At 60.0% G+C, this 21,652-nt stretch carries 24 protein-coding genes and 1 riboswitch; of the genes, 9 read left to right on the top strand and 15 right to left on the bottom strand.

Going from position 1 to position 21,652, the window contains the following annotated elements; translation table 11 throughout:
• Nucleotides 1-104 precede the first annotated feature (104 nt).
• From hisG to hisS, 3 genes are read right to left on the bottom strand one after another with little or no spacing between them, the layout of a single operon-like run.
• Nucleotides 105-1,073 (bottom strand): ATP phosphoribosyltransferase, encoded by a 969-nt coding sequence (gene hisG, locus FIV05_RS01060; RefSeq protein ID WP_152508372.1) that lies wholly within the window; start codon nt 1,071-1,073, stop codon nt 105-107.
• Nucleotides 1,070-2,224 (bottom strand): ATP phosphoribosyltransferase regulatory subunit, encoded by a 1,155-nt coding sequence (locus tag FIV05_RS01055; RefSeq protein ID WP_152508371.1) that lies wholly within the window; start codon nt 2,222-2,224, stop codon nt 1,070-1,072. The genes hisG and FIV05_RS01055 overlap by 4 nt, the downstream gene beginning before the upstream one ends.
• Before the next feature lie 2 nt (nt 2,225-2,226).
• Nucleotides 2,227-3,693 carry a histidine--tRNA ligase gene (gene hisS, locus FIV05_RS01050; protein ID WP_152508370.1) on the bottom strand — a complete coding sequence of 489 codons (1,467 nt, stop codon included), beginning with the start codon at nt 3,691-3,693 and terminating at the stop codon, nt 2,227-2,229.
• A gap of 473 nt (nt 3,694-4,166) precedes the next feature.
• Between hisS and FIV05_RS01045 the strand changes: the two genes are divergently transcribed.
• The 4 genes from FIV05_RS01045 (at nt 4,167) to FIV05_RS01030 (ending at nt 8,691) form a co-directional block, all read left to right on the top strand.
• Complete coding sequence (locus FIV05_RS01045; protein ID WP_152511775.1) at nt 4,167-5,303, top strand: glycosyltransferase family 2 protein; 1,137 nt, start codon at nt 4,167-4,169, stop codon at nt 5,301-5,303.
• A gap of 9 nt (nt 5,304-5,312) precedes the next feature.
• Nucleotides 5,313-6,812 carry a glycosyltransferase family 39 protein gene (locus FIV05_RS01040; protein WP_209009824.1) on the top strand — a complete coding sequence of 500 codons (1,500 nt, stop codon included), beginning with the start codon at nt 5,313-5,315 and terminating at the stop codon, nt 6,810-6,812.
• Nucleotides 6,813-6,920: 108 nt separating this feature from the next.
• Complete coding sequence (locus FIV05_RS01035; RefSeq protein ID WP_062490320.1) at nt 6,921-7,718, top strand: ChbG/HpnK family deacetylase; 798 nt, start codon at nt 6,921-6,923, stop codon at nt 7,716-7,718.
• Nucleotides 7,719-8,001: 283 nt separating this feature from the next.
• Nucleotides 8,002-8,691, top strand: a complete 690-nt coding sequence (locus FIV05_RS01030) for a Crp/Fnr family transcriptional regulator (protein WP_023002086.1) — start codon at nt 8,002-8,004, stop codon at nt 8,689-8,691.
• 56 nt (nt 8,692-8,747) lie between these two features.
• Here the strand turns inward: FIV05_RS01030 and FIV05_RS01025 are convergent, their stop codons facing one another.
• Nucleotides 8,748-9,179: an Rrf2 family transcriptional regulator gene (locus FIV05_RS01025; RefSeq protein WP_075284384.1), complete on the bottom strand. Its 432-nt coding sequence runs from the start codon at nt 9,177-9,179 to the stop codon at nt 8,748-8,750.
• 97 nt (nt 9,180-9,276) lie between these two features.
• On the opposite strand from FIV05_RS01025, the gene FIV05_RS01020 reads away from it, so the two are divergent.
• From FIV05_RS01020 to FIV05_RS01010, 3 genes are all read left to right on the top strand, one after another.
• Nucleotides 9,277-9,780, top strand: coding sequence for a group III truncated hemoglobin (locus FIV05_RS01020; RefSeq protein WP_209009823.1), 504 nt, complete (start codon nt 9,277-9,279; stop codon nt 9,778-9,780).
• Entirely contained in the window at nt 9,771-9,992 is a 222-nt protein-coding gene (locus tag FIV05_RS01015) for a hypothetical protein (RefSeq protein ID WP_031269763.1), read from the top strand. Before FIV05_RS01020 ends, FIV05_RS01015 begins: the two co-directional genes overlap by 10 nt.
• Nucleotides 9,993-10,257: 265 nt before the next feature.
• Nucleotides 10,258-10,602: an acyl-CoA thioesterase gene (locus FIV05_RS01010; protein ID WP_051990218.1), complete on the top strand. Its 345-nt coding sequence runs from the start codon at nt 10,258-10,260 to the stop codon at nt 10,600-10,602.
• 215 nt (nt 10,603-10,817) lie between these two features.
• Here FIV05_RS01010 and FIV05_RS01005 read toward each other — a convergent pair whose 3' ends face one another.
• Entirely contained in the window at nt 10,818-11,117 is a 300-nt protein-coding gene (locus FIV05_RS01005; RefSeq protein ID WP_139314296.1) for a hypothetical protein, read from the bottom strand.
• 41 nt (nt 11,118-11,158) lie between these two features.
• Nucleotides 11,159-11,283: riboswitch (SAM-I-IV-variant riboswitch) on the bottom strand.
• Nucleotides 11,284-11,380: 97 nt separating this feature from the next.
• On the opposite strand from FIV05_RS01005, the gene FIV05_RS01000 reads away from it, so the two are divergent.
• On the top strand, nt 11,381-12,070 hold the full coding sequence (locus tag FIV05_RS01000) for a YoaK family protein (RefSeq protein ID WP_173013740.1): 690 nt from the start codon (nt 11,381-11,383) through the stop codon (nt 12,068-12,070).
• A gap of 42 nt (nt 12,071-12,112) precedes the next feature.
• On the opposite strand, the gene FIV05_RS00995 is transcribed toward FIV05_RS01000, so the two are convergent.
• From FIV05_RS00995 to FIV05_RS00980, 4 genes are all read right to left on the bottom strand, one after another.
• Entirely contained in the window at nt 12,113-12,862 is a 750-nt protein-coding gene (locus FIV05_RS00995) for an ABC transporter ATP-binding protein (protein ID WP_055657743.1), read from the bottom strand.
• Nucleotides 12,859-14,097: an ABC transporter permease gene (locus FIV05_RS00990; RefSeq protein ID WP_062490308.1), complete on the bottom strand. Its 1,239-nt coding sequence runs from the start codon at nt 14,095-14,097 to the stop codon at nt 12,859-12,861. The genes FIV05_RS00995 and FIV05_RS00990 overlap by 4 nt, the downstream gene beginning before the upstream one ends.
• Nucleotides 14,094-15,107, bottom strand: a complete 1,014-nt coding sequence (locus FIV05_RS00985) for an efflux RND transporter periplasmic adaptor subunit (RefSeq protein ID WP_152508368.1) — start codon at nt 15,105-15,107, stop codon at nt 14,094-14,096. The genes FIV05_RS00990 and FIV05_RS00985 overlap by 4 nt, the downstream gene beginning before the upstream one ends.
• Nucleotides 15,108-15,249: 142 nt before the next feature.
• Nucleotides 15,250-15,462, bottom strand: a complete 213-nt coding sequence (locus FIV05_RS00980) for a SlyX family protein (RefSeq protein WP_023002075.1) — start codon at nt 15,460-15,462, stop codon at nt 15,250-15,252.
• A 200-nt stretch (nt 15,463-15,662) separates the two neighbouring features.
• Between FIV05_RS00980 and FIV05_RS00975 the strand changes: the two genes are divergently transcribed.
• A complete protein-coding gene (locus tag FIV05_RS00975) occupies nt 15,663-16,367 on the top strand; it encodes a glutathione S-transferase N-terminal domain-containing protein (protein ID WP_152508367.1) in 705 nt (234 codons plus the stop codon).
• Nucleotides 16,368-16,383: 16 nt separating this feature from the next.
• Here FIV05_RS00975 and FIV05_RS00970 read toward each other — a convergent pair whose 3' ends face one another.
• The 6 genes from FIV05_RS00970 to FIV05_RS00945 form a co-directional block, all read right to left on the bottom strand.
• Nucleotides 16,384-16,587, bottom strand: coding sequence for a hypothetical protein (locus tag FIV05_RS00970; protein WP_152508366.1), 204 nt, complete (start codon nt 16,585-16,587; stop codon nt 16,384-16,386).
• A gap of 103 nt (nt 16,588-16,690) precedes the next feature.
• Nucleotides 16,691-17,365 carry a YceI family protein gene (locus FIV05_RS00965; RefSeq protein ID WP_152508365.1) on the bottom strand — a complete coding sequence of 225 codons (675 nt, stop codon included), beginning with the start codon at nt 17,363-17,365 and terminating at the stop codon, nt 16,691-16,693.
• A gap of 205 nt (nt 17,366-17,570) precedes the next feature.
• Nucleotides 17,571-18,308: an isocitrate lyase/phosphoenolpyruvate mutase family protein gene (locus tag FIV05_RS00960; protein ID WP_286202244.1), complete on the bottom strand. Its 738-nt coding sequence runs from the start codon at nt 18,306-18,308 to the stop codon at nt 17,571-17,573.
• 516 nt (nt 18,309-18,824) lie between these two features.
• Entirely contained in the window at nt 18,825-20,465 is a 1,641-nt protein-coding gene (gene groL / locus FIV05_RS00955; protein ID WP_031269757.1) for a chaperonin GroEL, read from the bottom strand.
• 54 nt (nt 20,466-20,519) lie between these two features.
• A complete protein-coding gene (gene groES, locus FIV05_RS00950; protein WP_006935644.1) occupies nt 20,520-20,807 on the bottom strand; it encodes a co-chaperone GroES in 288 nt (95 codons plus the stop codon).
• Between the two features lie 278 nt (nt 20,808-21,085).
• Complete coding sequence (locus FIV05_RS00945; RefSeq protein ID WP_152508363.1) at nt 21,086-21,652, bottom strand: hypothetical protein; 567 nt, start codon at nt 21,650-21,652, stop codon at nt 21,086-21,088.

The following is a 21,652-nucleotide window of genomic DNA, read 5'->3' as shown; positions in this document are numbered from 1 at the left end:
GTGGGGAAGGGTTAGGGAAGGGGGTATTCGGCGAAGCCGAAAAAACAACGTCCGCAAGCAACGTCCGCGATCATATCAGGCGGCTCGGAAACGCTGCTGTGTGCTTACCCGTTCACCTTGGCCTTCAGCGGCGAAAACAGGCGGTTTTCCTTGGAGAACACATAGTCGAGCGTTTCGACGGTAACCGTTTCCGCGCCTTCTTCGATCAACAGCTGGGCACAGTCGGCAACCGCATCCCTGGGGCACAAGACGCTGACGTGGTGCAGGTCGTCGACTTCGGAAAAACGCTGAAGAGCGCCAACCTTGCTGACAGATCGAAGGGCCTGTGTGCGGTCGGCAACCACGGCCTTGACCAGCTTGACGTTGCGGGCTGCTTCTTCCGCGGCCACGCGGTCGAGGATCGCCCGGGCAGCACCAAGGGCGGTGGTGGACCAGTCGGCGTTGAGGGAGGCCACCAGATTGGCCTGGCTTTTCAGCATCACACCATCTGAAAGGATTTTCAGGTTGTTGGCCTGCAGCGTCGAGCCAGTCGTGGTGATGTCCACGATGAGTTCAGCGGATCCGGCTGCCGGTGCACCTTCGGTCGCCCCCGCGCTTTCCACGATGCGGTAGTCGGCGATGCCGTGACCGGCGAAGAACGAGCGCGTGAGATTGACGTATTTGGTCGCAACACGCAGACGGCGGCCATGGCGATTGCGGAAATCGGAAGCGACATCGGAAAGATCCGCCATCGTTTCAACGTCGATCCAGGCTTTCGGCACGGCAACCACCACATCCGCCGGACCAAAGCCGAGCGGCGTGACGATGTGAACGGTGCTTTCCGGATTGGCGATGTTTTCATGCACCAGATCCAGACCCGTAATCCCGAAATGGACCGTGCCGTCGGAAAGTTCCCGTGCGATTTCGGAAGCCGACAGAAACGCGATCTCGACGTTCGGCAGACCCTTGATGGCGCCGCGATAGTTCCGCGCGCCGCCGGGCTGCACCACCTTCAGGCCTGCGCGGCCGAAGAACTCGTGCGTGTTTTCCTGCAGACGGCCCTTGGAGGGAATGGCGATAATCAGTTTGCTCATGACCTAACACTCGCTGCAATCCGGTCGAGCCACATGGAAAAGCCGATGGCCGGTACGTCGTCTTCGGCCCCAAGAAGGGTCACCAGCTTGTCGTAGCGCCCGCCACCGACCAGCGGTCCTTCCACGTGTGGATTGACTGCATGGATCTCGAAGACAAAGCCGGAATAATAATCAAGACGCCGGCCGAACTCGGCTGCGAATGTCAGCCGGGCGGGATCGATGCCCTTGGCTTCGAGGGCCGCAAGGCGCTGTTCGAAGGCGGCGATGGGCGTATCCAGGCCAAGGCCGAAATCGCGGGAGAAATCGCGCAGCATTCCGGCGGCGCTGGCGCCGTCCGCCTTCAGGGCCAGATAGGCGGAAAGTGTTTCCGCCGCCTTGTCATGGCCGCGGGCACCGCTGGCAAGGGCGGCCTGTTCCAGGAACCTGTCTGCGATTTCGCTGGGCGTGCGTCCGCCGACGGCGGAAATTCCGGCAATCGACAAAAGATCCTCGACGACCGCATGGGCCGCCTCCGGATCGGCCCCTTCCAGCGCAGACAGGAAGCCGAGGCGGACGTCGCGGCTGTCATCGTCGGAGGAGGAGGCTCCGGCCATACGGGTGATCGCGGCGGTCAGACGGTCGGTCTCGCCAAAGAGATCACGCAGCCGGCGGCGCCAGACGGTCGGCAGGTCAAGCCCTTCCAGCACGGCGGCAAACAGGGTCTCGTCGCCAATTCGGATGACGATGTCCGACAGGCCGAATTCCTCCAGCGCCTTGACGGAAAGCGCAAGCAGGTCCGCATCCGCTTCGGCCGTGTCCGTACGGCCGAGGCTTTCCGCGCCGAGCTGCGGGATTTCGCCCAGGCCATCCGGCCGCTGGCGGAACACCGGGCCGTTGTAGCAATAGGCGGCCGGAAGCTTGACGGCTTCCTGCGCCAGGTGATGACGGCAAACCGGAATGGTGAAGTCGGGGCGCAGGCACAGATCAAGCCCGTCGGTACCGCTGGTCAGATAGAGCCGGCGTCGGATGTCCTCGCCGGTGAGATCCAGGAAGACGTCCGCCGGTTGCAGGATCGGCGGGCTGACCTCGTCATGGCCTGCGGCCTTGAAGAGGCCAAGAACCGTTTCGATCTTCTCCGGAGCCAGTCCGGTCACCTGTGCCGCCCCACTCATGATCAGCCCTCGTTCTGGCGCTGGCGGTCTTCCGCCTGCCCGTCCAGGATGCCGCGCACGGTCGCAAGGAGTTCCGTCTCCTTGACGGTGACCTGCGCCGGACGGCTTTCACGCCAGGTAATGTTGTCGGTTATCTCTTCGGAAAGCCGTTTGCCCTCGATCAGGTCCTTGACCTGGATTTCGCCGGCTTCCCGCTCGTCAGAACCCTGGATTATGGCGATCGGGCAGTTACGCCGGTCGGCATATTTCAGCTGGTTACCGAACTTCTTCCAGTTTCCCTGGTACATCTCTGCGCGGATACCGGCCTCGCGCAGGTCCTGCACCATCTTCTGGTAGCGTCCGAGCGCGGCAACGTCGCCGTCCATCACGGTGACCAGCACCGGCGCGACAACGTCGGACGTGCCGAGTTTGCCGAGGTTCTTCAGTGCTGTCATCAGGCGGGAAACACCGATGGAAAAGCCCGTCGCGGGCACGTCACGTCCGGTGAAGCGCTTGACCAGCCCGTCATAACGGCCACCACCGCCGACAGACCCGAACTGGACGACTTCGCCCTTCTCGTTGGTCACGTCGAACAGGAGTTCGGCTTCGAAAACGGTGCCGGTGTAATATTCCAGGCCGCGCACGACGGACGGGTCGATCTTGATCCGGTCTTCGCCATAACCACAGGCCGAGAAGATTTCCGCCATGGTGTTGAGCTCGGTGATGCCTTCATTCTCAAGCGTGCCCGTTCCGGAGACGAAGGCAACGATGCTGTCGATGGCAGCCGGGTCGAGTTCTGCACCCTTGGTGAAGTCGCCGCTCTCGTCCTTGCGGCCGTCGCCCAACAGCAGACGAACGCCTTCAATCCCGAACTTGTCGAGCTTGTCGATGGCGCGCAACACCGTCAGCCGGCGCTCTTCGTGCTCTTCACCGCCTAGGCCGATGCTTTCCAGCACGCCGTCCAGGACCTTTCGGTTGTTGACGCGGATTACATACTGCCCGCGCGCGATGCCGAGCGCTTCCATCGTGTCGGACATCATCATGCACATTTCGGCATCCGCCTGGACACCGGGTGCGCCGACGGTATCGGCGTCAAACTGCATGAACTGGCGGAAGCGGCCCGGCCCGGGCTTTTCGTTCCGGAACACCCAGCCGGCGCGGTAGGTGCGATAGGGCAGCTGGATCTCGTTGATGTTTTCCGAAACATGGCGGGCCAGCGGTGCGGTCAGGTCGTAGCGCAGGCTCATCCACTGCTCGTCTTCGTCCTGTACGGAAAAGACGCCGGCATTGGGCCGGTCGGTGTCCGGCAGGAACTTGCCGAGGCAATCGGTATATTCAAAGGCAGGGGTTTCAACGGGATCGAAACCGTAACGCTCATAGACAGCGCGGATCTTCGCCAGCATCTCGTCGGTGGCGCGGATGTCCTCGGCAGAGCGGTCAACGAAGCCGCGCGGCAGGCGGGCTTTCAGCTTGTTCGGTTTTTTGGCCATAAAGGTCTTGAATCCTGGCGAGTTCCCGGCCGGACGCGCCCAAGGAAACCTCTCGCATCCGGCTGTCTGATGTTGCGGCTGTCGTAGACGAAACAAGGCGCAAGGGCAAGGCGGTGCAGCATCCTGCCGGTTCGTTCGATCGCAGCTGGAGGAAAGCCGGCGGTTCTGGCCGCGAACCAATGAATGTCGTGCGGGACCAGCGACAGGGAAGCAATTCTGCAGTCCGTGCCTTGTTTGCATCACAGTTCGCGGTAAAAGGGCGCTTCAGGAACAGTGGAAGTGCAGCTGCGAAAGACAGGTGAAGCACATTGGGCCGGTAAATCGGCCGGGCAGTGCGGGCATCCATTGTCTTTTCTTGTATTTAATCTCTGCCGGGCTATGGTCCGCGCGGATCGGGTGAAAAGGGCCGTCCCGGTGCTGCAAGGAAGGCACGGGACCGGCGGACAGGGCTCAGTATGGACAGTGCGGTGCGCATGGCGGACGGGAATGCCGGCGAAGTTGGGGCCGAGGCTCTGAGAGGGCCAAAGGCCGCTGAGCTCAGTGTCATCCTGCCGAGTTTCAACGAAGCTGCGAACATTCCAATCCTGATCGGCCTCCTGGACGAGGCGCTCGCCGGGATCGCCTGGGAAGCGATCGTCGTCGACGACAATTCGCCCGATGGAACCACCGAGGTTGCCCGCGAGATTGCCCGGACCGATGCCCGCGTCCGGGTCATCCGCCGTATTGGCCGCCGGGGCCTGTCGGGGGCCTGTATAGAGGGCATCCTGGCGTCCTCCGCCCCCTTTGTCGCCGTCATGGATGCGGACCTGCAGCACGACGAGACCATGCTGCCGAAGATGCTGGCCGCCCTGAAGGCAGACGAGACGGACCTGGTCGTCGCAAGCCGCAAGGTCGATGGCGGCACCATTGGCGAAGGCCTGTCGTCCTTTCGCGCCTGGGGCTCCAACCTCGCCAACGGCCTCGCTCAGAAGCTGCTGAACGTCACCTTGAAGGATCCAATGAGCGGGTTCTTCATGATCCGCCGGGACAAGGCCGAAGCTCTCGCCCCGAAGCTCTCGCCCCAGGGCTTCAAGATCCTGCTCGACCTGGTCTCCAGTGCGGCTGGTACCTTGAAGATCAGGGAACTGCCGTTCACCTTCCGCGAGCGCCAGCACGGCGAAAGCAAGCTGGATACGCTGGTCACGCTCGACTATTTCGGTCTGCTGCTCGCGAAATATTTCGGCAACATCGTTTCGGTCCGTTTCCTGATGTTCGGCCTCGTGGGGGCAAGCGGTCTCTTCGTCCATCTGGCGGCGCTTCGCGTGTTCCTGCTGAGCGACATGGAATTCAACCTCGCCCAGACGGCGGCGTCCTTCGTTGCAATGACTTCGAACTTCTTTCTCAACAACCAGCTGACCTATCGCGACCGCCGCTTGAACGGCATGAGGGCGCTGGTCGGCCTCCTGACCTTCTACGCGGTCTGTTCGGTCGGCGTGCTGGCCAACGTCGGTGTCGCCAACCTGATCTACGCCGATCCATCCTACTGGTGGTTCGCAGGTACGGCAGGTGCGATCATGGGCGCTGTCTGGAATTACGCGGCAAGCTCCGCCCTGACCTGGCGCAAGTCGTAAAGGCCTGTTGTGACCGCTGAAGCTCAGACCGGACCCTTGCCTTTCTACCTGCGGCCCGCAGGCCTGATCCTGATTGTCGGCCTGTTGACGGCGTTGAAAATCTTTGCCGCCAGCCACTCGCATTTTGTCGAGGACGAAGCCTATTACCGCCTCTGGGGGCTTTCGCCGGCGCTCAGCTATTACGACCATCCGCCGATGATCGGCTGGTGGATCGGTATCGGTCAGGCACTGTTCGGTGACACGGTCTTCGCGGTTCGCGCCCTTGTCATCGCCTCAGGCGTGATCGGTTCCCTGGCGCTGTGGCGCACAGCCTCCCTTTTGTTCGGACGCACTGCCGCGGCCTGGTCCGTCCTGTTCCTCAACGCCAGCCTGCTGGTGGGCATCGGCGGCATTCTGGCAACGCCCGACGCACCGTCAGTGCTGTTCTGGGGCCTCAGCCTGTGGGCGCTGACAGAACTGTCAACGTCCAGAAACGCCAACTGGTGGTTTGTGGTCGGACTGATGGCCGGTTGCGGCCTGCTTGCCAAATATTCGGTCCTGTTTCTGGGTGCGGGCATCGTCCTGTGGCTGATCTGGGTGCCGGATGCTCGCCGCTGGTGGCGCTGCTGGCAACTCTGGGCCGGCGGACTGATCGCGCTGCTCTGCTTTTCGCCGGTGCTTTACTGGAACCACGTCCACGAATGGGTCAGCTTCTACAAGCAGTTCGGCCGGGCTGGAACCGGTGGGTACACGGCAAGATACATTCCAGAGTTCCTGGGCGCGCTGGTCGGGCTGATGAACCCGCTGATCGCTGTTTTGGCCTTTGCTGGTGCCGCCAGGCTCTTCAAGGGGCTTCGGGCGCGGGAAAACGCAGCGTCTCTCCTGCTCCTGACCGTTTTGCCGTTCCTGCTCTATCTCGGGTATCACTCCTTGCATTCGCGCGTGCAGGCCAACTGGCCGGCGCCGCTTTTTCCGGCTTTTGCCATGATGGCGGCGGTCTTTGTCACCAGCCGGCCTGCCAGCCCAGCCCTGTGGCAGCGTCTGGCGCAAGCAGGTGTCGTCCTTGGCCTTGCAGTTGCCGTCGTGGTGCAACTGCACGCAGTCTGGCCGCTGACGGGTACCTTTGCCCGCAAGGACCCGACCTTCCAGTTGCGCGGTTGGCCGGAGATCGGACGGGAAGTGAAGGAACTGGCAGAAAGGGAAGGGGCCGGCTTCGTGGCAACGACCAGCTACGGCCTCAACGGCCAGCTCGATTTCCTGATGAAAGACGACCTGCCGGTGTTCCAGCTGACCGAGCGTATCCGCTATGTCATGCAGCCTGCGCCTGACATGTCGCTGTTCGACGGGCCGGGGCTCTATGTTGCTGAAAAGCGCCGGAACCGGGAAGGCGACCTGCGACAGTCCTTTGCCAACGTCGAGGAAGTTGTCGAGCTGACGCGCAAGGTTAAAGATGTGCCGCTGGAAAAGCTTGTCGTCTACAAGATTGAGGGGCGTATCGGCCCGGTGTTCGAGCCGGTTGACCCAAATTGAACCGGCAGGAGATGTCGGCTCCACCCAACATCCGACTTGATTTGCTTGGCTGAATGACGCAGGGATGTGGCTTAATATTCACATTGTCCGGTCCGCCTGCGGAATTTCATGAAGCGAATTACACTTGGAGCGTTGGACTACGGCCTTGCCTTCGGGGTCGATCGCGCATTGCGTGAACTTGTGGAGCGGGGGCGTCTGAGTGCTCTCGGGGCCATGGTTGCCACCGAGCTGTGGCCACGCGAATTCCGTCCGCTGCAGGAAACCGCGGAGAAGGTCGGCAAACGGGCACTCTTCGGGGTGACCTTGGCCTTCAGCGGTGACCGTGTTTCGCCGGTCAGCGCTCGCATGCAGGAGATCTATGGCGACCGGATGTTCACGCGCGAACAACTGCAGCGCCGTGCCTTGCTGCGGCTTCTGCCGGACCAGATTCTGCAGGAGGAAGCCCAGGCTCAGCTTGCCCGCTACAGCGTGTTGATGAAACGTCAGCCGGATTTCGTGGCGGTGCGTGAAGGTCTGTTGGAGCGCACGTCCCTTGCGCGGATCGTTCTGAAGGCGATCGAGCATGCCGATTATCCCGAACCGCCACTGCTGATTTCGCCGGTGCAATCAGGTCTCAAGGCTGTCCGTCTGGCACGGCTTGCCAAGGCGCACGGCCTGAAGCTGCTTCCCAAGGCGGATCCCTTGCCGGAGACCGAGGATCAGGAAGCGCTGCACGCTCTTTTGCATAACCATTTTGACGGCATGAGCGATCTCAGTTTCGTGGCTGCTATTCCCGGCCGTTCTGACGATCGCCTGCGGCGCGACGAGCCGCGCCGGAAGATTGCAATACGCGAATGCCAGTTTGAGGTTCTTTCCAGCCAGAGGTTCTTTCAGACGCTGGAGAAGAAGGACGTTTTTCTGAACTGACGCCGAACTTTCGCTTAAGGTGCTGGCAGTCAGGCTTTGTGTGATTTGGTTCGGACTTGCGAATTCGGATTGGCCAGTGGGCATGACGAAGTGGTGAAACGAAAAAACGGCCCTGCGGGGTACAGGGCCGTTTTTCGTGGAGGTCCGGAAGAGGGGAGGGGCGGCCCCGCTTCCATGTCCTTAGATATAGGGTTATTTTGCTGGAATGCACGTGATGGGCATCACAAGATGGCGTTTGATCTTGTAATTTCGCGGGCAGCAGCGCTTTTGGCAGGGGTAAGGTGTGGCTGAAATCAAGGATTTTTTAAAAAATAGCTTTTCGCTTGAAGGGCTTGACCCGGAACTGGCTGTCGGCCTGTCGCGCCTTGCAAGGCCGATGAAAATATCGGCTGGCACCATTCTCTTCGAAAATGGCGATCCCGGAAACGGCTGTTACGCGGTTCTGGAGGGCTCGCTCAAGGTATCGCTTTTGTCCGTTGAAGGCGACGAGCAGCTGCTTGCAGTGCTCGGCCCTGGCGATCTTGTCGGCGAACTGGCCCTGCTTGATGGCCGTCCGCGGTCGGCAACGGTCATCTCCCTTAAGGAAGCCCAGCTTGCCTTCATCGACAAGGCCGCCTTCCAGCGGTTTGCCGACGAGAACCCGGCCGTCTACCGGCATATGCTGTCGATCGTCGGCAAGCGGCTGCGGCATGCCAATGATGTGCTGGCGGCACGCTCGTTCCTGCCCTTGCCGGGAAGGGTCGCCCAGACCCTGCTGCAGTTGGCGGAAACCTTCGGCAAGCCGCTCGACGATGGCCGGTTGCTGATCCACTACAAGCTCAGCCAGGCTGATATCGCCAACATGGCAGGTGCCGCGCGCGAAAACGTCAGCCGTGTCCTCAACGACTGGAAGAGGGCAGGCACCATCAGCCGGATTTCCGGCTACTACTGCCTGGAGCAGATGGACTTCCTGGAAAAGGCTTCGACGCTCTAGGAAAACCAGGCTCGAAACGGATGGTCCCGGTCTGCCTTGTTGCAGCCGGGGTTGCCTCAGGCGCTGGTTTCGACTGGCAGTGCCATCTGTGTTCCGGCCAGAATGGATGCCAGCGTTTCGGTATTGAGGCTTTCCAGAAAGGCTTCCGAGGCTCGCGCCATTGCGCCTTTCAGGGCACACCGGGGCAGGAAGGCGCAGACTGTGGGCTCGGGCTTCAGGCAGGCGACGACGCCAAGGTCCGGCTCGATCAGCCGCACGACATCCCCCAGCCGGATCATGTCCGGTGTTTTCGCCAGCCGTATCCCGCCGCCACGCCCGCGCGTCGTCTCCAGATAGCCACCCTTGGCAAGATGAGCGACGATTTTCATGACATGTGATTTGGCAAGGCCAAGCTGCCGCGAAAGCTTGTCGACGGTTTGCGGGTCGTCGGATTGGCCGGTCGCCATCAGAATTCTCAAGGCAAAATCGCTGGCCTGACTGAGGCGCATGGCAGGGTCTCTTTAAACATTCATCTTATATGTTGATTTTAGCGGGTTGCTGTGCCATTTAAAAGATGCATCTTAAATGAATGTTATGGAGGCGGCTATGGAAGCCCCTAACTCCAGTACCAACAGATACAAGCTGAAGAGACGCGAAACGCCGGACCAGGGCGACCGGCTCCGCCGTTACGAGAAGGTCGATGAACAGGCGATCCATGTGATGGTGCATACCTTCTATGGCTGCATTCGCCAGCATCCACGGCTCGGAGGCATCTTCGAGCACCGTCTGGCTGGCCGGTGGGAAGAGCATCTGCCGAAAATGGAAGCCTTCTGGCAATCCGTCCTGATGAAGAACGGCGCCTACAAGGGCAAGCCCGTGCCGGCTCACCTGAAGCAGAAGGAGCTGGTAAGCACGGATTATGGCGAATGGCTCAGTGTCTTCCGGCCCGTGATCCGTGAATTGTTCGTGCCCGACCTCGCAGACGAGATTGTGGCCATTGCCGAACGCATCGCGCAGAGCCTGTGGCTGGCCACCTTCGGAACTCCCGGAGCCAATCCGCCTGCCGAACTGACATCGCAACCCTCTGAATGGAGTGGATCATGCTGGTAACGATTGTCCTGATAGCGGAAGTGCTGGTGTTCGTCTGGTTCACCGTCTTTTCGCTGATGCTTCTGTCCATGTATCTGGATTCGCGCGGCATGCCGCTGCCGAAACTGGATGTTGCCGGCCGCACACTCATCGGCAGCGCGAAACTGGCCTTCATCACCGGTATCGTCGCCCTTTCGGCGATGACAGTCCTTGAAATCCAGGCCTTCAGCTAGAAAGCAACCGAAATGAATACCTCCAACCTCATGCATCGCGGCCTGCCGATCCTGCTGATCTGGGTCGCCGCCCCCATGCCGTTGTGGATCATGGCAATCCTGATGTTTGTCCTTTGACGGTGGACTTGATCCGCAGTTCCTCCTGAGGCTCTCCGATCAACCACTTCTATTCTTGCAGGTGATGACCTAGTCTTCTTGCGAGAATCAGCGGAGGGGCTCAGGCGTGTACGACGAAAAGCCGACAGGCGATCTGACATTGCGCACCATGGCAATGCCTGCCGATACCAATGCCTCGGGAGATATTTTCGGGGGCTGGGTGTTGTCGCAGATGGACCTGGCAGGCGGAATCGCAGCCGGTCAACGGGCCGAGGGACGTGTCGTGACCATCGCGGTCGACAAGATGAAATTCATCCGGCCTGTCCATGTGGGCGACGTGCTGTGCGTTTATGCCGAAGTCCTTCGTGTCGGCAATTCGTCGATGGAAATCAAGCTTGAATCCTGGGCCCTGCGCCATCGCTACGGCCACCGGGAAAAGGTGACCGAAGCGGTCTTCACCATGGTGGCCGTCGATGACGGCGGCAAGCCGCGCCCGGTCCCCAAGCGGGACTGAGCGTCGCGATCTCATCCGATTTGGTTTCCCTAAACTCATCCTGAGGAAGCGCGTCAGCGCTGTCTCGAAGGATGGGCGGCATTCTGATGAGCAAGCGGCCCATCACTCGATACGGGCCTTCGGCCTTCCTCAGGATGGGGCGAGTTGTTGCAGCACGCCTGTATCAAAGAAATTGGCAGAGTGCAGACGTTGTGCACCACACGGGGGTACTCCCGTCAGTGCCTGACGGGTCCGTGCCGGTTGAGAATATCGGCAAAGAGGTCTTCATCGACAGCGCATGTGCAGCCGTTCGCCCACAGTTGAAGCAGTGTTTTCAAACGCTCGGTGCGGGCGGTCTGGCTCAGCGGCGCCTTGTGCCGCGGTAGGCCACCCAGGATGCGTAGGGATTTGATCCGCGCCAGCACGCAGTCTTCAGCGGCCTGGCACCAGATATCCGTTCCGGCAAGCTTGGAGCTCGCCGCCACATGGTTCTCGATCAGATCTGCCGCACGTCCGGCAAAAGGGTCCTGAGACAAAAAATCCTCCATCGGTTGCCCGAGGAGGACTGGCGCATGCAAATTAACCGCTTAGTTGCCGGAAAGCCTCGGTTGAGGGTCTGACCAGCCGCATCCCTGTTGCGGAAACCACCTTGCCCGGAATGGCAGGTTGGCGAGGGCGCCAGCCCTTCTCTTGATGATGGCGCGCTTATGCCATGTCCAATCCGGCTTGGCAAGTCCGCCAGTGCATGGCACATCTTCCTCAAAGGACTAGCTCGGGAGCTCCACAATTGGACCGATCCATGTTGCATCACAGTCGGCCGTTGGTGCCGATCCTGCTCGCCTTTTGTGCCTGCTTCATCGATGTGGTCTGCATTCTCGGCCTGTTTCACACCTTCACGGCATTCATTACCGGAACGCTTGTCGTCTTGTGCACGGAGGTGTTTCACCAGGGGCAAAACGCGGCTCTGAAGGTTTTCGTGCTCGCGGTTTTCTTCGGTTCGACCCTCTTCTGGTTCGTTTCGGTCACTGCACTGGTGCGCAAAAACAGGATTGCCGTCCGGCATCTGTTCGCGCTCGAAGCTTTGCTGGTGGCGGGCTTCATGTTCGTCGCCGGTCTTGGAGATCCGTCAGCCGGAGGACCGTTGTCTGCCGTCACTCTGACGGCTGTCGGGTTTTCGACCGTGGCCATGTCGTTGCAGAACGTCATCATGCTGACCCTGCTCAACAGGCATGTTCCCACGACCATCATGACCGGCAATACGCTGAAGCTTGTGCTCGGCATCGCCGACTATTTCACGCATCCCGAAACGCGGCCCGACAGCCGCTCCCGGATCCGTCACCAGGCCTTCGTCCTGCTGGCTTTCGCGGCCGGAGGTCTTCTGGCGAGTTTCCTGATGACCGTCATGGGGTTCTGGGCGCTTGCGATACCTGTTGCGCTTTTGATGTTGCTGGCAATAGTCCAGCCGGTGCAGGAGCCTCAAGTCGCCTGAAACCGGTGCCAGCTACTCAGGCCCAGCTACTCAGGCCGAAAATTATGCGCCCAAGCCGGGTGCTTCTTCCCTTTGGTGGTGCCGGTCGTAATCGATGCGGCCGTCGACCAGATGGATACGCCGGTCCATTCTGTCGGCGAGATCGATATCATGGGTAACGGCGACAACGGTGGTCCTTTCGGTCTTCACAATGGCCTGAAGACTTTCGAACACCTGTTCCGTCGATACACTGTCGAGACTGCCGGTCGGTTCATCAGCAAGGATCAACTGCGGTGAATTGGCAAGTGCCCGGGCGACAGCGACGCGCTGTCGCTGCCCGCCGGACAATTGCTCCGGGCGGCGGTGAAGAAACTCTTCCAGACCCAGCGCCGCCAGTAGCTCCGTCGCATGGTCGAGTTGGGCCTTGGGACTGCGTTTGCCGAGCCGCTGCATCGGGATCATCACGTTTTCCAGCGCGGTAAATTCCGGCAGCAGGAAATGAAACTGGAAGACGAAGCCGAGTTTTTCCAGGCGAAGATGCGCCATTTCGGCAGATGTCAGCGCATGGGTGGGAAGGCCGTCTATCCGGACCTCGCCGGACGTCGGCCTGTCCAGAAGGCCAAGCAGATACAGAAGCGACGATTTCCCGGAACCGGACGGACCGGTAATGGCAACGAACTCCGCCTCGCCAACCTGAAAGCTGACATCCTGTACCAGTGTCACCGGCACGATGGCCGGCAGGATGCGGGTGAGGTTGCTCGCTTCCAGCAGAACGTGGCCGGGAGCCGTCTGTTTTTCCGGGGAAGGGGTCATGTCGCCCCTCGGATAATGTCGACAGGATTGAGCCGGGCGGCTTTCCTGGCGGGAATGTAGCCGGCGATCCCGGATGAAAACAGCGCCAACAGGCAGGCTATGATGTAGTGCAGGGCGGAAAAATAGATCGGCAGGTGGGTCATCTCCACGTCCTGGGTAAATTCGAATTTGACCGACGCGAGATAGCTCGACAGTCCGAAGCCGAGCGCCGAACCTGCAATAGCGCCCAGGATACCGATCACCAGCCCTTCAAGCACGAAGATCTGCTGAATATCGACTTCCGGAAATCCCAGTGACTTCAGGATCGCGATATCACGCGCCTTTTCGTGCACGATCGTCGAGACGATGTTGAAGATGCCGAAGCCGGCTACCACCAGAATGGCCCCGACAACCGTGTACATGATCACGTTGCGTACGAAGAAGGCCTCCATCAGCCCCTCGTTGGCCTCTTCCCAGGAAACCGCCTTGTAGCCGAGCTGCCGCTCGGCCCGTGCGGCAACCGCGTTGGCTTCGGCGATGGAATTTAGGTGGATTGCGATCGAATTGATGACGTCCGGTTTTTCCAGAAGGATCTGCACGGCTTTCAACGGCGCATAGGCAAGCCCTTCGTCGCTGGTGGTGATGCCGCTGTGGAACAGGCCGACGATCTTGAAGCGCTTGGCGACACCGTTTGCGGATGTCAGGGTCACGGTATCGCCCAGGTCCGCCCCCAGCCGTTCCGCGGCCTTGTCGCCGACAACGAGGCCATTTGACGTCGTGTCTAGGTCCTCGAAGGAGCCCTGGCGCATATCCTCGCCGATCTTGGAGACGGTCAGTTCGCGCTTGGGTTCCACACCAACCAGGGTCATGCCGATGTCCTGTCCGGCATAGCGCAGCACCGCCTGGCCGCTCAGGCGCTGCGCCATCGATCCGTTCACCCAGTCGCGCAGCGAGGCAAGCGCTTCGGTCGGGTTGCGGATGCCGCGAAGGTCTTCCTTCGGCCTGAGACCATGATAGGTGACAGCGTCATAGACCGCACTGGCCGGTTGTTCCGCCGGTGCGCGTTGCTCGTCCAGGATCTCCACATGGGGAATGGCGTCGATCAGTGTTGCGGTAAAATCCCGCTGAGACCCTTCCATGAGGCTCGCCATCGCCACCGAAAATCCGACACCGAGTGCGACGCCAAGCGTTGAGACGATGGTCTGGCGCAAGCGGTTGCGAATGTGGGTGGAGGCGATGCGCAGGAGAAGCATTATGTGCCGTCTCCGGGAACCGGCCTGACCTTCTGTCCTTCTGCCAGATCCGGGTTATAGGGAAAGACGACCCGGTTATCTCCGGTGATCCCCTTCAGCACTTCCGTGGCGCGGGTGCCCTTGATCCCGGTTTCGACCTCCAGCAGAACGATTTTGTTATCCCCATCCAGCGTCAGCAGTTTCGAGCCGTCGAAGGCCGCGGTCGGCAGCAGCAACGCGTCGTCCTTCTCCGAGGTGACGATATTGATCTCGGCTGTCATGCCGATGCGCAGCGGGGTGTCTTCCGGGAGATCGAGATAGACCCGGTAGTTCTTCAGCACCGGATCGCCTTTCGGAGTGATGCTGGCAACTTCGGCCGTCAGTTCCTTTCCCGGAAAGGCATCTGCACGGATCAGCGCCTTGTGACCCTTGGCGACCTTGGGAATATCCTCCTCGTTGACTTCCGCCACCAGTTGAAGGGGGGACGGCTGACCGATCCAGAAGAGAATTTCACCGGGTTCGGCAACTTCCCCCACCGACCCGTCCGCCCTCAGAACCATGCCGTCCATGGGGGCCACGATGACATAGTCGCGCAGCCGTTCCTTCTGGGCCGCCGTAATGGCGTTGATGCGGATCAGTTCGTTCTGGGCCTTGTCGTAAACCTGCTGGCTGACGACGCGGCGCTCCAGCAGTTGCAGCGCACGTTCCTTGTCGGATTGCGCCAGCTCCTGGCGGGCTTCCAGTTCGGCAAGTGTCGCACGGGCATCGCCGCTGTCCAGTTCCGCCAGCTGGTCGCCTTTCTGGACCTGGTCACCCTCGCAGCCGCACAGCGAGACGATCCGCTCACGGATGATGCTGGTAACCTTCGCCCATCGGACTGGTTCGACGACTGCGGTGGCATAGACCACTTCGGCCGCCCGCCCGGTCGTCGGCATCACGGTCTGCACTTCCGGCGGTTTCTTGAACCACCAAAGTGAGCCCGCGACGGCTCCCGCGATCAGCAGTACAAATATCAAAAGTTTCAAAAAGCGCATGGCACACCCTTGCCGGATCTGCCGCCACAATAACGTTTCGAGCGAGGAACGCCATGGCCTGGATCAAACGAGGATGCCTGCGCGCAAAGGCTGGCCGGACGTGTGCCTCAAGAGCGCGATCAGGTGACGCCCTCGTCGAAGATCAGTAATGCGGCGGCTTTTCAATCTGGTGGCCGGGCAGAACGTTCTCCATCAGTTCCGTGACCTGGTCCGTCATGTTGGTGACGAGCCGGTTGAGCCTGTCAAGCTGGCGTCCCTGATCGAAGACGACCGTATTCAGTTCATCAATGGTGTTGAGCGCATGAGCGAGATCGATCTCGAGCTTCTCGATTCGGGCTTCTTTGTCGTCCGCCATTGGTGTCTCCTGCGTCGTCCTGGGGCTATGTGGCTTCTTTCGGCACCCGCCCGATGTCTGTCGAGGCAGGTATATTGCGGCGGCGGCGAAACACCAACTCTCATTGTCGGCGGACTGTGAGTTTGCGCCGGGCGAAGCTGCGCTATATCTATGCGTAATCCTGACAGGGGTCGGGACCTGCAATCCCTAAAGAGGGCTCCATGATCGATCTGTCTGACTTCGAGATCTCCCGCAAATGGCCTGCCAAACACGCTGACCGTATTCAGCTCTATTCGCTGCCGACGCCCAACGGCATCAAGGTTTCGGCGATGCTGGAAGAAACGGGCCTGCCATATGAGCCGCATGTGGTCGATTTCGGCAGCAATGACCAGTTGAGCCCGGAATTCCTGTCGCTCAATCCGAACAACAAGATCCCGGCAATCATCGATCCGCACGGCCCAGGCGGCGAGCCGCTGCCTTTGTGGGAATCCGGCGCGATCCTGATTTATCTGGCGGAAAAGTCGGGCAAGTTCCTGCCGCAGGAGCCGGCAAGGCGCGCCGAAACGCTGCAGTGGCTGATGTGGCAGATGGGTGGATTTGGCCCGATGGCGGGTCAGTTGGGCTTCTTCCACAAGTTCGCGGGCCGGGACTATGAAGACCGTCGGCCCTTCGAGCGATACCGGGACGAGACGAAACGCCTGCTTGGCGTTCTGGATCGGCAGCTGGATGGGCGCGATTTCATCATGGGGAGCGACTATACCATTGCAGATATGGCCTGCTGGCCCTGGGCGCGAAATCTCAACGGATTCTACGAGGCCGGCGAGGTGACCGACTTCGCATCCCATACCAATGTGGTTCGCTGGGTCGACACCTGCATGAGCCGTCCGGCTAGTCAGAAGGCGGTCAACATTCCTTCGCGCGACTAACGTGAAACGGTGTCGATCAGGCCAGGAAGACGACCGAAGTCAGCAAAGCCAGCAGCAGGATGATCACCGCTGCGACCCGCCAGATGGTGCCGTATCTGGAAACCGGGGGAACCTGGGATTCCAGTTCCTGATCGGTCTGGGCTTCCTGAGCGATCGTCCTGTTGAGTTGATCGGCATTCTCATACTGGTCTGCCGCAGCCTGTCGCATACTCTGTGCCATCGGTCCCTCCATGGTTCAGTTCTTGGAAGAAAACCGTCAGAGGCGGCTAAGGTTCCGAAAACCGTGTAAGACGGTCACGCATGAGGACCGGATGCTGACCGGACTACTGCGCTTCAGCCTCTTTCAGTGGTGGGCCGCTGAACTCCGTTTCGATAACGAACTCAACATCATCCCCCACCCCGAGGTTGGAGCCTTCTGGCGGAAGTCCGTAGGACATGCCGAAATCGGACCTTCTCAGCGTACCTGTTGCGGAAAATCCGATCCGAGCCTGTGGGTCGTAAACCGCCAGGCCCGGATAACCGCCGTTGAAACGCACGTCGAGCTCAACTGGCCGCGTTTCACCCCTGAATGTCAGGTCGCCTGTCACGACGGCAGTTTCAGCGCCGGTCAGTTCAATGCTGGTCGAGCGATAGGTGATCTTCGGGTGATCTCCTGCATTCAGCCAGTCCGGGCCAAGCAGCATGTCGCGAAAGCCATCAGGTGGCGTTGCGGTCAGATGCAGGGATGCGACGTTTATGTCGACGCTCAGGCTGGCGTTGGCCGGATCAGCGGGATCGAGTTCCAGCGCGGCGTCAAAGTCAGCAAAGGACGCGCTGTAGTACGAAAAGCCGAGGTGATTTGCCCGGAATATGAGCGTCGAATGGAATTTGTCGATCTTGTAACTGCCTGCCGGTAGAGCCGTCGCGGCGTCACCTGCATTTGCAGCAAGTGATGGCAACAGCACCGCTGCGACACCGCAAAGTACAGACAGAAAACGAAGTCCCGGGGACAGTGGCATAGTGGTTCCTCTATTGACCGGTAGTTGGAAACAGCGGTGTGTTCAGGCCGATTTCAGGTGCAGCCGTGGCTGATTTACCTGTGGCCATAGCCAGTGGTTTTGCCGCTCGTCCATCAGGCAATCAAAAGATACCGACCAGTTGGTATGTTGTCAATCTTGCGACCCTGATCTGTCGCCGGGCGAGGCGGGTGTTGGGCTTTGGCATCTAACAAAGCCTTGACCATGCGGGAGCAGCATCAAGGCTGGTAAAATCTCCCGCGGCGATGGTTTGACCCAGTGTATTGATCGCACCGAGGGCCACACGGGTAAATGATCCGCCAAGACTGATCCGCCGCACGCCAGCGTCTGCGAGTTGTTCGAAGGACAGACCCGTTGCACCTTGCCCGATGACATGGTTGACCGGAGCAGGTACCGATGCGCAGACCGTCCGTATGGCTTCAAGATCAGGTAGGCCCGGGGCGTAGACGACGTCTGCCCCTGCTTCGGCAAAAGCGGACAGACGGCGAAGAACCTCATCGAGGTCATAGGCTCTCTTGCCGAGACCATCGGCGCGAGCCGTCAGGACGATCCCGGACTTCCGGACCTCCAAGACAGCGGCCTGAACGCGCTCGAGAGCTTCGGAATATGGTCTTATACGACCGGGATTTGACGTGTCGCGGTCTTCTATCGAGATGCCGGCAAGCCCGGCTTTCGCGGCACGTGTGACCGTCTCCGCGACGCCTTCCGGTGTGTCTGCAAAACAGTCTTCGCCGTCCAGGGTGACGGGAAGGCCAGTTGCACGGGACAATGCCGATGCGTGGTCGATCGCTTCCTGCCTGGAAATTTGCCGGGAACTATCGCGCCGGCCTGTCGTAAAGGCATATCCCGACGACGTGGTGGCCAGAGCCTTGAAGCCGCAGTGCGCCAACAGCCTGGCGGATACGGCATCCCACGGGTTGGGCACGATAAAGCACCTGGTCTCGTGCAGTTCTCGAAAGACATTGGCTGGGCTGGACATTTGAAGGATGCGCGAAGAGCAGGGCTAGCTTGTACCGATATGAAAACACAGAGGTGGCAAGAAGGGCAAGCGCTTCCGTTGGTTGAGTTGCTGTTCAGTTTTCTCGAAACCACTGCCGCCTCCCGTGCCGCAAGGTGGCACAAGCGCGAGATGATGGGTGGCCAAGAAAAAAGGGCGGTCCGAAGACCGCCCTTTCTGCAAAGCTTGTGAGCTTTGGGCTTCTTGGAAGCCCATGCCGCCTCCCGTGCCGCGAGGCGGCACAAGCATGAGATGATGGGCGGCCAAGAAAAAAGGGCGGTCCGAAGACCGCCCTTTCTGCAAAGCTTGTGAGCTTTGGGCTTCTTGGAAGCCCATGCCGCCTCCCGTGCCGCAAGGCGGCACAAGAATGAGATGATGGGCGGCCAAGAAAAAAGGGCGGTCCGAAGACCGCCCTTTCTGTAAAGCTTGTGAGCTTTGGGCTTCTTAGAAGCCCATGCCGCCCATACCGCCCATGTCGCCACCCGGCATTGCCGGAGCGTCTTTCTTCGGCAGTTCAGCAACCATGGCTTCGGTGGTGATCAGCAGACCAGCGACGGAAGCTGCGTCCTGCAGAGCAGTACGGACAACCTTGGTCGGGTCGATGATGCCAGCTTCGATCATGTTGACGAACTGTTCGGTCTGAGCGTTGAAGCCGAAGGACGGATCGTCGTTTTCCTGGATCTTGCCAACAACGATGGAGCCTTCGACACCAGCGTTTTCAGCGATCTGACGGATCGGAGCTTCCAGAGCGCGCAGGACGATCTTGATACCAGCTGCGATGTCGGCGTTGTCGGAGGCCAGGCCTTCGACTGCCTTCTTGGCGCGCAGCAGAGCGGTACCGCCACCCGGGACGATGCCTTCTTCAACGGCAGCGCGGGTTGCGTTCAGAGCGTCGTCGACGCGGTCTTTTTTCTCTTTCACTTCGATTTCGGTCGCACCGCCAACGCGGATAACGGCAACGCCGCCTGCGAGCTTTGCAAGACGCTCCTGGAGCTTCTCACGATCGTAATCGGAAGTGGTTTCTTCGATCTGAGCCTTGATCTGGGAAACGCGGCCGTTGATGTCGTCCTTGGAGCCAGCACCGTCAACGATGGTGGTGTTTTCCTTGGTGATGGACACCTTCTCGGCGGTGCCGAGCATGTCGAGGGTCACGTTTTCCAGCTTGATGCCGAGATCTTCGGAGATAACGGTGCCGCCGGTCAGGATCGCGATGTCTTCCAGCATGGCCTTGCGGCGGTCGCCGAAGCCCGGAGCCTTGACAGCAGCAATCTTCAGGCCGCCACGCAGCTTGTTGACGACGAGGGTAGCAAGTGCTTCGCCTTCAACGTCTTCAGCAATGATCAGCAGCGGACGGGAAGACTGAACAACAGCTTCCAGGATCGGCAGCATGGCCTGCAGGTTGGAAAGCTTCTTCTCGTGCAGCAGGATGTACGGCTTTTCCAGGTCAGCCATCATCTTGTCAGCATTGGTGACGAAGTAAGGAGACAGGTAGCCGCGGTCGAACTGCATGCCTTCAACGACTTCGAGTTCGGTTTCGAGGGACTTTGCTTCCTCGACGGTGATCACGCCTTCGTTGCCGACTTTCTGCATGGCTTCGGCAATGTCCTTGCCGACCTGCTCGTCGCCGTTAGCGGAGATCGTGCCGACCTGTGCAACTTCACCAGAGGTGGTGATGGTCTTGGAAGCAGCGGTCAGAGCCTTGACGGCTTCAGCAGCAGCAAGATCAACGCCGCGCTTCAGGTCCATCGGGTTCATGCCGGCTGCAACAGCCTTGGCGCCTTCCTTGACGATGGCCTGAGCCAGAACGGTCGCGGTGGTGGTGCCGTCGCCAGCGATGTCGTTGGTCTTGGAAGCCACTTCGCGCACCATCTGGGCGCCCATGTTTTCGAACTTGTCTTCCAGTTCGATTTCCTTGGCAACAGACACACCGTCCTTGGTGATGCGCGGTGCGCCGAAAGCCTTGTCGAGAACGACGTTACGGCCTTTCGGGCCGAGGGTCACCTTGACGGCGTTTGCGAGGGTGTCGACACCACGCAGCATGCGCTCGCGTGCGTCGGAGGAGAATTTTACTTCTTTAGCAGACATGTGATCGTCTCACTCTTTTGGAACAGGTTGAAATCAGAAGCGGTTCGCGGCTGGTTACGCGATCACGCCCATGATGTCGGATTCCTTCATGATCAGGAGGTCTTCACCGTCGATCTTGACTTCGGTGCCGGACCACTTGCCGAACAGAACGCGGTCACCAGCCTTGACGTCGAGCGGAACGATCTCGCCGTTGTCCTTGCGGGCGCCGGTGCCGATGGCGATGATTTCGCCTTCCTGCGGCTTTTCCTTAGCGGTGTCCGGAATGATGATGCCGCCAGCAGTCTTTGCTTCAGAATCTACGCGGCGAACGACGACACGGTCGTGCAGTGGACGAAATGCCATAACACTGTTTCCTCTCATGAGCGCGCCCCACGCAATAGGCAGCGCGCGAGACATGAACATTGGGTTGCGTTGCACGGAAGGAAATTGCCTCCCGTCACCAATTAGCACTCCTTAACAGCGAGTGCTAACAGCGCCATGGATTTATGTAGCTGTGCTCAGCTTGTCAATGCTTTGTGACGAGAATTTAATCGCAATCGGTCGCGTTGCGCCTATGGGGTAGTCAACAGACCGGGGAGGCGGAATTATGGCGTCGCTGCTACTGCGTCAGCGGGCCCGGTTCAATTCGCGCCGGAAACACTGAAAGGCAGTGTAAAGGCGTTCGTTTTGCCGCCGATTTCGTCGGTGAAGCTCGTTTCCAGCTGGTAGTCGCCAGCCGGCAGGCCGCTGAACTGAAAGGTGAGGGCCGCGGAAAGCTCACGCTGCTTGGACCGGCCGCTGCCGGAAAAGGTCGCGAAGTTCTCCTGTTCGGCCAGAACCTGGCCGGATTTGGTCAGCAGTCTGTAGTCCGCGGTCAGCTCATAGGCATAACCGCCTTCGGTTTCCTGAAAGCCGTAACCGACCGGTTCCGCGTAGACAGACAGCGCTTCACCATCGGCAAACGTCGCATCAGCGCGCGGTGTATATGCGCCATATCCGGTGCTCGGGCTGGAAGCGAAGGTTGCAGCCGTGAAGGAAAGACCGGCAGCCGCCCATGCCAGGTCATAGGCATCAAGGGCGTTCTGGAAAGCTTCTGGAGGGCTGGCGGGGGATTGAGCCTGCGCGGACAGTTGCCCCGCAGACAGTCCGGTTGCAATCAGAACAGCAGACAGCGTCTGCCGAAAAGCACATTTTCCCACCAGCATCAT

The organism is Labrenzia sp. THAF191a (assembly GCF_009363335.1).
GTDB classification, from domain to species: Bacteria; Pseudomonadota; Alphaproteobacteria; order Rhizobiales; family Stappiaceae; genus Roseibium; species Roseibium algicola.
This window is presented reverse-complemented; position numbering and strand designations above follow the sequence as displayed.